This is a genomic window from Actinomadura sp. NPDC000929 (genome assembly GCF_040492065.1).
GTDB lineage: Bacteria > Actinomycetota > Actinomycetes > Streptosporangiales > Streptosporangiaceae > Spirillospora > Spirillospora verrucosospora.
This window is the reverse complement of the sequence record NZ_JBEUPA010000228.1, coordinates 1-8961: the sequence shown is the minus strand read 5'-3', so window position 1 is coordinate 8961 and position 8961 is coordinate 1. Positions and strand designations below refer to the sequence as shown.

At 71.7% G+C, this 8961-nt stretch carries 8 protein-coding genes and 1 pseudogene; 7 read left to right on the top strand and 2 right to left on the bottom strand.

Translation table 11 applies throughout. The annotated features are described in order from the left end of the window. The first annotated feature begins 894 nt into the window (after window positions 1–894). The 3 genes from ABWI04_RS40155 (at window position 895) to ABWI04_RS40145 (ending at window position 3912) form a co-directional block, all read left to right on the top strand. Window positions 895–1536 (top strand): (2Fe-2S)-binding protein, encoded by a 642-nt coding sequence (locus tag ABWI04_RS40155; protein WP_353835681.1) that lies wholly within the window; start codon window positions 895–897, stop codon window positions 1534–1536. Window positions 1537–1594: 58 nt separating this feature from the next. Then, window positions 1595–2644: a 3-isopropylmalate dehydrogenase gene (locus tag ABWI04_RS40150; RefSeq protein WP_345174835.1), complete on the top strand. Its 1050-nt coding sequence runs from the start codon at window positions 1595–1597 to the stop codon at window positions 2642–2644. A 164-nt stretch (window positions 2645–2808) separates the two neighbouring features. Beyond that, a complete protein-coding gene (locus ABWI04_RS40145; RefSeq protein ID WP_353835682.1) occupies window positions 2809–3912 on the top strand; it encodes a branched-chain amino acid aminotransferase in 1104 nt (367 codons plus the stop codon). Window positions 3913–3970: 58 nt separating this feature from the next. Here the strand turns inward: ABWI04_RS40145 and ABWI04_RS40140 are convergent, their stop codons facing one another. Both ABWI04_RS40140 and ABWI04_RS40135 read right to left on the bottom strand, forming a co-directional pair. Continuing rightward, window positions 3971–4540 carry a hypothetical protein gene (locus ABWI04_RS40140; protein ID WP_353835680.1) on the bottom strand — a complete coding sequence of 190 codons (570 nt, stop codon included), beginning with the start codon at window positions 4538–4540 and terminating at the stop codon, window positions 3971–3973. Window positions 4541–4617: 77 nt separating this feature from the next. Further along, the gene (locus tag ABWI04_RS40135) at window positions 4618–4857 is read right to left on the bottom strand and encodes a cold-shock protein (protein WP_345174838.1); all 240 of its coding nucleotides are present in this window, start codon (window positions 4855–4857) and stop codon (window positions 4618–4620) included. 386 nt (window positions 4858–5243) lie between these two features. On the opposite strand from ABWI04_RS40135, the gene cimA reads away from it, so the two are divergent. From cimA to ABWI04_RS40115, 4 genes and pseudogenes are all read left to right on the top strand, one after another. Further along, window positions 5244–6821, top strand: a complete 1578-nt coding sequence (gene cimA, locus ABWI04_RS40130; RefSeq protein WP_353835679.1) for a citramalate synthase — start codon at window positions 5244–5246, stop codon at window positions 6819–6821. A 38-nt stretch (window positions 6822–6859) separates the two neighbouring features. Then, window positions 6860–7138 (top strand): GNAT family N-acetyltransferase, encoded by a 279-nt coding sequence (locus ABWI04_RS40125; protein WP_353835678.1) that lies wholly within the window; start codon window positions 6860–6862, stop codon window positions 7136–7138. Window positions 7139–7378: 240 nt separating this feature from the next. Beyond that, window positions 7379–7747 (top strand): hypothetical protein, encoded by a 369-nt coding sequence (locus tag ABWI04_RS40120; protein WP_345174842.1) that lies wholly within the window; start codon window positions 7379–7381, stop codon window positions 7745–7747. An 82-nt stretch (window positions 7748–7829) separates the two neighbouring features. Next, window positions 7830–8961, top strand: a pseudogene (locus tag ABWI04_RS40115) (hypothetical protein); the annotation flags it as partial.

Sequence of the window (8961 nt, the reverse complement as noted above, 5' to 3'; positions counted from 1 at the left end):
CGCGGTCCCGGGGTGGGTTCCCCGGGGGGGGCCCCCCCCCCACAGGCGGGGGGGCCGGCCCACCCGGGGGGTGGCCCCGGGGGGGGGGCGCCCCCCCGGCCCCGCCCCCCCGCCCATCTCATATGCCGAGATTTTGAGCCACGGGTCGGGACAACCCGCCGAACCGCGGGTAGCCTCGCTGTAGTCATGCGGCGCTTCGTGGTAATCCTTCGCTGCCGCAGCGGGGCCTGAACATCGGCAGGCCGGCACCCGCTGCGGAGGCTCTGCCTGGCCGTGAGTCCGATGCCGAACCGGACCGTGCGAACCACGGCCCCCCGGCGGCCCCTCTGGCCACCAGCCCAGCGATCGGAGCATTCCATCATGAACGAGACCCGGAACAACGCCCCCGCCGACGACGCCCAGGAAGAAGCCGCCCGCGCCCTGCAGACGGCCCTGGAAAGGCGTGCTGATTGATTTTTCTCCTCCTTCGGGCCTAAAGGCCCTCCATCGTCGAAAAATCGGGGCGATCGCTGGCATCGCTCCGTCTCGCCTAGCGGCTCGCTGCGCGATCAGGTTCTCGCTTCGCTTGAACCTGCCTTCGGACGCGATCGCAACCACTGAGGTTGTCGCGGGGTTGCGAGGCAGGCTGAGGCGGTTGCAGTAGTGGGTCCGGTCAGCGAGTCGGGTGCCGTGTAGTGGCCGCCTCTAAGGCCCGAGGTTGCCCGCCAGTCTCGTTGCGTCGTGCCGGGCGGCCGCTTCGCGCTCAGGTTTTCGTTTGGTTGGAGTTGCCTTCGGACGCGATCGCGAGTCTTGAGGGCGTACGTGGTTGCGGTGCTGGGCGGGCGGGCCTTGCCCGGGCGCCGATGCGAGACTGGGGGAGTGGCGGGCGATGTGAGTAGTGCCGAGGTTCGTAGCGTGCTGGGGCGCGTTGCCGGGCTTGGGCCCTATTTCGAGCTCGTTGCGGAGGAGGTCTCCGGCGAGGCCGGCTGGGGGGCGTTTCCCGGGGGTGCCGGACGGCTGCGAGAGGTCGTCCGCGACCATGCCGGGCGGCTCGGGACCGATGAGACCCGGGTGGCGGCCTCGCTGCTCTTCCAGGGGCTCGCGGCGCGGATCTGGTCGCCGGTCGTCGCCGCGGCGGCGCTCGGGGTCGTGCCCGATCTTTCGGGGGTGCGGTGGCGGTGGGCGCCGGGTGAGCCGATCATGCTGGGGCTCGCCGACGTGCGCGGGTGGCGCGTCGGGAGCGTGGCCGAGGCCGTCGAGATCGTCCATCCCATGGTCGTGGACGGGCTGCTGCGGCCGCTGCGGGAGGCGCTGCTGGACTTCGTCAGGCTCGCGGACGGGCTGGTCTGGGGCAACGCGGCATCGGCCCTCGCGGGGAGCCTGAACGTGGGGGCCGCCGATCCCGGGCGTGCCGCGATCGTGCGGGCGCTGCTCGCGCGGGAACCACTGGTCGGGGCCGGGTCCTTCGGGCCGCGCGGGTTCGTCCGGAACAATTGCTGCTTGTATTACCGCGTCCCTGGTGGCGGCATGTGCGGTGATTGCGGGCTCGCGCGCTGAATGCCCGCGATGTGAGACGAAAGCCCAAGCACTGAGACGTTTGCAGTAGAGTGCGCGCATGGCTTCGCGCAGCATTCGTCTGGCCGTCATCCCGGGGGACGGGATCGGCCCCGAGGTGGTCGCCGAGGGACTGAAGGTCCTCGACGCCGTGTCCGGCGACCTCACGTTCGAGCAGACCTCCTACGACCTGGGCGCCGCGCGGTGGCACCGGACGGGGGAGACGCTGCCCGACTCGGTCCTGGAGGAACTGCGCGAGCAGGAGGTCATCCTGCTCGGCGCCGTCGGCGACCCGAGCGTGCCGAGCGGCACGCTGGAGCGCGGGCTGCTGCTGCGGACCCGGTTCGAGCTGGACCACTACGTCAACCTGCGCCCGGTGAAGCTGTTCCCGGGCGTCAGCACCCCGCTGGCCGGCGTGACCCCGGACGACATCGACATGGTCGTCGTGCGGGAGGGCACCGAGGGCCCGTACACCGGCGTCGGCGGCGTCCTGCGCAAGGGCACCCCGCACGAGGTCGCCACGCAGGAGAGCGTCAACACCGCCTACGGCGTCGAGCGCGTCATCCGGTACGCGTTCGAGGTCGCGGCGTCGCGGCCGCGCAGGAAGCTCACGCTCGTCCACAAGGACAACGTGCTCACCTTCGCCGGTGACCTCTACCAGCGGACCCTGAAGCGGGTCGCCGCGGAGTACCCGCAGGTCACGACCGACTACTGCCACGTGGACGCGGCCACGATGTTCTTCGTGAGCCAGCCGCGGCGGTACGACGTCATCGTCACCGACAACCTGTTCGGCGACATCATCACCGACATCGGCGCCGCGATCGCCGGCGGCATCGGGCTCGCCGCGTCCGGGAACGTCAACCCCGACCGCACCGCGCCGTCGATGTTCGAGCCGGTGCACGGCAGCGCCCCCGACATCGCCGGACAGGGCAAGGCCGACCCGACCGCCACGATCCTGTCGGTCGCCATGCTGCTCGACCACGTCGGCGAGGGCGACGCCGCCCGCCGCGTCGAGCAGGCCGTCTCGGACGACCTGGCCGAGCGCGCCGCGCTGGGCGCCCGGTCCACGTCCCAGATCGGCGACGCGATCGCCAAGCGAGTATCCGGCTAGGGGCACGCCGCCTCCGGCCAGACCGGGCGTGCCCTCGCGGCGCGCCCGGTCTTCCGTATGCGCCCGCGTGGAGGAGCAGGTCTAGACGAAGTAGGACAATGGGGACTAGGAAGCCGATGCGGCGATGGGGCAGCATGGGCCATCCGCGAGAGGACGAGACCGCGATGAGCGACACCCTGGAATTCGAGATCACGCGCACCGAGCGGCCCGCGACCGCCGAGGACCGCGCGCGGATCCTGGCCGAGCCCGGTTTCGGCCGATACTTCACCGACCACATGGTCACGATCCGGTACTCGGCCGAGCGCGGCTGGCACGACGCGAAGCTCGAACCCTACGGGCCGATCCCGATGGACCCGGCCTCGCAGGTGTTCCACTACGCCCAGGAGCTCTTCGAGGGCCTCAAGGCCTACCGGCAGCCCGACGGTTCGATCGTCACCTTCCGGCCGTACATGAACGCCGCGCGGATGAACCGGTCGGCCAGGCGGATGGCGATGCCGGAGATCCCCGAGCAGCTGTTCGTGGACGCCGTCGAGACGCTCGTCCGCACCGACAAGGACTGGGTGCCCGACACCGAGGGCCACAGCCTCTACCTGCGGCCCTTCATGTTCGCCACCACGCGGGCGCTCGGCGTCAACAGCCCGGCCCACGAGTTCCTCTTCATGGTCATCGCGTCCCCGTCCGGCCTCTACTACCCGCGCGGCATCAAGCCCGTCTCGGTGTGGCTGTCGCAGGACTACACCCGCGCGGCGCCCGGCGGGACCGGGGAGGCCAAGTTCGGCGGCAACTACGCCGCGTCCTTCGCCGGCCAGGCCGAGGCCGTCGCGCAGGGCTGCGACCAGGTCGTCTGGCTCGACGCGGTGGAGCACCGCTGGGTCGAGGAGGTCGGCTCGATGAACCTCATGTTCGTCTACGGCTCCGGGGCCCAGGCCCGGCTGCTCACCCCCGCGCTCACCGGCACCCTGCTCGCCGGCGTCACCCGCGACTCGATGCTCAAGCTGGCGCCCGACCTCGGCGTGCCCACCGAGGAAGGCAAGATCAGCATCGACGAGTGGGAGGCGGGCTGCGCCTCCGGCGAGATCACTGAGGTGTTCGGCTGCGGCACCGCCGCGATCATCAGCCCGGTCGGCCGGGTCAAGGGCCGGGACCGCGAGTGGACGATCGGCGACGGCGAGCCCGGCGAGATCTCGATGCGGCTGCGCCAGGAGCTGGTCGGCATCCAGTACGGCACCCGTCCCGACCCCTACGGCTGGGTCCACAAGATCATCTGACCGGCGGCGCCGGCGGCGCGCGCCCGCAGCGGCGCGCCGCCGGACCGGTCCGGGCCGCTCAGTGGCGGATGTGCACGGACGTCTCGACGACCGGGCCCTTGCTCGCCGGTCCCACGCCCCGCGAGGACGGGTTGATGGCGTAGTTGAACGAGAAGCCGACGAAGGCGCGGCCGGGGCGGCCGCCCTCCTGCACCGCGAAGGTGCAGATGCCCGAGAGCGTGTAGACCTTCCGGACGCGGTGCGGTGCCACCGTGGAGTGCCAGAGGTAGCCGACGGGGACGACGTGCCGGTCGTGGTACCGGCCGTTCAGCCCGGTCGCCGTGCAGACGGCCCTGCTGCGCGCGATCGCCCGCAGCCTCGCACTGGTGATCTGGAACAGCCACGGCATCGGGTAGCCCCTGGAGGGCCTGGCCACGTTCACCTGCGCGTGGAACCGGCCGACCGAGTCGCGGTAGACGAACGACTGGCGGCTTTTCGTGAACGTGAAGTAATGGGTGGGTGCGGCGCGTTCCGGACGCCCGGCCGCGGACGCGGCGGATGCGGCGGACGCGGTGGACACGGTGCCGAGCGCCATCACCAGCGCCGTTCCGGAAGCGGCCGCGACCCGGCCGTATGTGTGCATGCGCATTCCAGGAATTCCCTTCGGAAAGGTTCGCCGTCCGCCACGTCGGGTGGACGGCCTCGGTCAGCCCGCCGCCCGGGTGCTCAGCCGCGGCCGACCGACCGCACGTACAGCGCGCGGTAGGCGTAGCCGTCCTGCTCGGCCTCCTCCCAGGTGAAGAGCACGCTCTCGCCCGGGTCGAGCGAGGCGAAGGCACCCGGTTCGGCCTGCACGTCCGAGAAGTGCGCCCAGACCTCGCCGGGCACGTCGGGTGAGACCAGAACCCCCCACCCGGCATCGTCGTCCCAGGACGCCACCGTCCCGCGGACCGGTTCGCCGCTCATCGGATCCCCCTTCTCCGGCGGACAGTGCGATCCTCATTCCTTTTACCGTGAAAGCGCAAGTGCATTTCGGGGTGAGGAATGTATTGCCATCATCTTTTGATTGGTAATCGTTCTTTATTGTGCAATGGACTCCAAGGGGAGAAAGTCGCGTTATGGCCGCGGGGCGGCGGCGGGGCGGCGGCGGGTCCGGCGGCGACGTCCCAGCATCTGAGACGGATGTCCAAGATCCGAGGACCATGTGGCAGACTGTGAGCATCATGCGCCACAGCCTCGTGATTATCGGCTGGCGCGCCGGCAGCTAACGGGACACCGCCGGCGCGCAGACCTCTCACGTCCGTGAGGGGTCTTTTTTGCGTCCTGGCGCTGGTCCCCCTGGGGGTTCTCACATGCAAGGCGACGCGTTCCACGTCTACGACACCACTCTGCGCGACGGCTCGCAGCAGGAGGGGCTCAACCTCTCCGTGCCCGACAAGCTCGCGGTCGCGCGACATCTGGACGACCTGGGCGTCGGCTTCATCGAGGGCGGCTGGCCGGGCGCCAACCCCAAGGACACCGAGTTCTTCAGGCGGGCTCGAACAGAGCTCGACCTGAGGCACGCGCAGCTCACCGCGTTCGGCGCGACCCGCCGGGCCGGGGTGAAGGCGGCCGACGACCCCCAGGTCGCCGCTCTGCGCGAATCCGGCGCGTCCGTCGTGACCCTGGTCGCCAAGAGTCACGACAGGCACGTCGAGCTGGCCCTCCGCACCACCCTGGAGGAGAACCTCGCGATGATCCGCGACACTGTCTCCCACCTGCGTGCGGAGGGCCAACGGGTCTTCCTGGACGCCGAGCACTTCTTCGACGGCTACAAGGCCAACCGCGCCTACGCGCTGGAGGCCGTCCGCACCGCCGCCGAGGCGGGCGCCGACGTCGTCGCGCTCTGCGACACCAACGGCGGCATGCTGCCGGACGAGCTGGCCGAGGTCGTGCACGAGGTCGTCGGCCACAGCGTCCGCGTCGGCATCCACTGCCACGACGACTCCGGCTGCGCGGTCGCCAACACGCTCGCCGCCGTCCGGGCCGGCGCGACGCACGTCCAGGGCTGCGCGAACGGGTACGGCGAGCGCAGCGGCAACGCCAACCTGTTCACCGTCGTCGGGAACCTCCAGCTCAAGCGGGGCATGAGCCTCGTCTCCGACGCCCAGCTCGCCGAGATGACGCGGATCGCGCACGCCGTCTCCGAGGTCACCAACGTCGCGCCGAGCTCGCAGCAGCCGTACGTGGGCGTGTCCGCGTTCGCGCACAAGGCCGGGCTGCACGCGTCCGCCGTCAAGATCGACCCCGACCTGTACCAGCACATCGACCCGGCCGCCGTCGGCAACGACATGCGGATGCTGGTGTCCAGCATGGCCGGGCGCGCGTCGGTCGAGCTGAAGGGCCGCGAGCTCGGCTACGACCTGTCCGGGGAGAAGGCCAAGGCCGTCGTGGCCCGGGTGAAGGAGCTGGAGTCCACCGGCTACACCTTCGAGGCCGCGGACGCCTCGTTCGAGCTGCTGCTGCGCGAGGAGCTGACCGGCGTCCGGCAGCGGCACTTCGAGGTCGAGTCGTGGCGGTCGATCGTGGAGCGCCGGCCGGACGGCTCCATGATCAGCGAGGCCACCGTCAAGCTGCACGCCAAGGGCGAGCGGATCATCGCGACCGGCGAGGGCAACGGCCCCGTCAACGCCCTCGACAACGCGCTGCGGCTCGCGCTCGGCCGCCTCTACCCGGAGCTGGCGCGGCTGGAGCTGGTCGACTACAAGGTCCGTATCCTGGAGGGCGCGCACGGCACCGACGCGCGGACCCGGGTGCTCGTCGAGTCCGGCGACGGCGAGCGCGAGTGGGGGACCGTCGGCGTCGAGGACAACGTGATCGCCGCGTCCTGGCAGGCCCTGGAGGAGGCCGTCACCTACTGCCTGCTCCGCGCCGGCTACGAGGCCGGCTGAGGCGGGAATCTCCGCGCGGTCGCGGGCATTATCAGGGCATGAGCACCGAGATCAGCGACAACGCCGAGCAGAGCCGCTACGAGATCCGGGTGGACGGCGACCTCGCCGGATTCGCCGAGTACGAGCGGGGCGAGGGCACCGTCGTCTTCACCCACACCGAGGTCGACTCCGCGTTCGAGGGCAAGGGCCTGGGCAGTGCGCTGGCACGTGGCGCCTTGGACGACGTCCGCTCCAAGGGTTTCTCGGTCGTCCCGCTGTGCCCGTTCATCAAGAAGTGGATTGACAGACACCCGGATTACCATGGCCTGGTGCGCTAGCCGCGTCGCGTTAAAGGAGCGCGCCGATGCTCGCGGACACGGGGAGCGGCCCGTTCGTTCGGATGAACGGGGATCTTTCCGTGAGTATCGGTACGGTCACGCAGAAAGTTCGCCAAACCGGCGAAACCGGTAGCGGATTTCAGTTGAAGGATCCACTATGGCATTCTGCGCGGCACGTGCGCGCAAGCCCCGTCCCCTGTGAACCGATGTCCCTGCGACCCGACCCGCCGGAGTGATCGTATGCCTGTCCGACCCTGGAGCCCCGAGGACCTTGGGCGTCCCACGGACGGGACCTGGGCCGACGTGGCGTTCGGCCTCGGCGAGACGTACGAGCGCGAGGGCCGTCTGGAGCAGGCGGCCGGCTGGTACCGGCGGGCGGCCGAGTCCGGGAGCGCCGACGCCGCGCTGCGCCTCGGCGCCGTCCTCGGGCGGATGGCCGACGCCGGAGCCGACCACACGGCCGTCGAGCTGCTGGCGGAGGCGACCCGCTGGCTCAGCGGCGCGCAGGACGCCACCACTCCCGACGCGATCGAGCTCATCACCGCTACGCTCAACCGGCAGATGCGGCAGGCCGCGCGCCGCGGACTCGAACCGGCCCCCGCCGGCTGACGCCGTCGGGGCGGGGGGCGAACCGATCCGTCACGCCGGTCGTCGGACTCCATGAGATCGGCGTCAGTGGAAGGTGGACGAGTTGAGCGGCGAGGACTCCGGGTACGTGCCCCCGGACCACAAGACGACCGCCGAGTTCGGCGTCTCCAGGAAGTCCCCGGTGTCCGGAGAGCTGCCCCTTCCCGGGACGGTGGACGGTCCGGCCGACGGCGACGACCTGGACGACGACCTCTTCGACGGGGACGCCACGACCCATGACGTCCCCCAGTCGGACGCCGTGGTGATGCAGGACCTCCCGTCCGACGACCCCGAGGACGATCTGGAGACGACGTACCAGGACGGTCCGGGCGTCGAGCCGGACGACGACTTCGACAGGACGCTGCGCGACCCGGGCGTCATCACCTTCCAGAAGCCGCCGCCCGCGGACACCGTCGACGAGCTCGACGTGACCGCGTTCCAGCCTCCCGCCACCTTCACCGACATCCCCATGGAGCAGCCCGCCAGGCCCGCGCCGCCCCCGGCCGCTCCGCCCGTCCCGCCCCAGGCCGCGCCGCCCCCGGCCGCTCCGGCCGTCCCGCCACCGGCGCAGCCGGCCGCCTTCGAGCAGGGGGCCAACCCGGCGCCGGTGTACGCTCAGCCTCCCGCTCCGTACCAGGAGCCGCCGCCCTTCCGGGAGCCGGCGCCCTTCCCCGAGCCGGCGCTCTTCCCGGAGCAGGCGCCCCCGTCGGAGCAGGCGCCGCCCGCGCAGGTCGCGGCCCAGGCCGCCGCCCCGATGCCCGCCGAGGCGCCGTGGACGGAGCAGTTCGCCTCCGAGGAGGAGACGGCGAACCCGGCGGAGAGCGGCCCCCCGGCGTTCGCCTACGGGATGCCCGGGGCCCCTTCCCCTGCCCAGAGCACGATGCCCCCGCACCACGAGTCGACCGTCCCGCCGATGCCGCCGCCCGCGGTGGCGTCGCCGTCCGGCGGGCTGCCCGGCGGGCCGCCCGGCGGGCCGCCCGGCGGGCAGCCGCCGTCCCGGTCGCGGCGGCCGCCGGTCCTCATCCTGCTGGGCGCCCTGGTGGTGGTCCTCGTCCTGGTCGGCGTCGTGGCGCTGGTGCTCGGCGGCGGCTCCGAGAAGGGCAAGGCCTCCGGCCAGACGTCCCCGACCCCGTCGGCGAGCGGTCCGGCGACGGGCGGCGGCACCGGACCAGCGTCGTCCGGCGCGCCCACGCCCG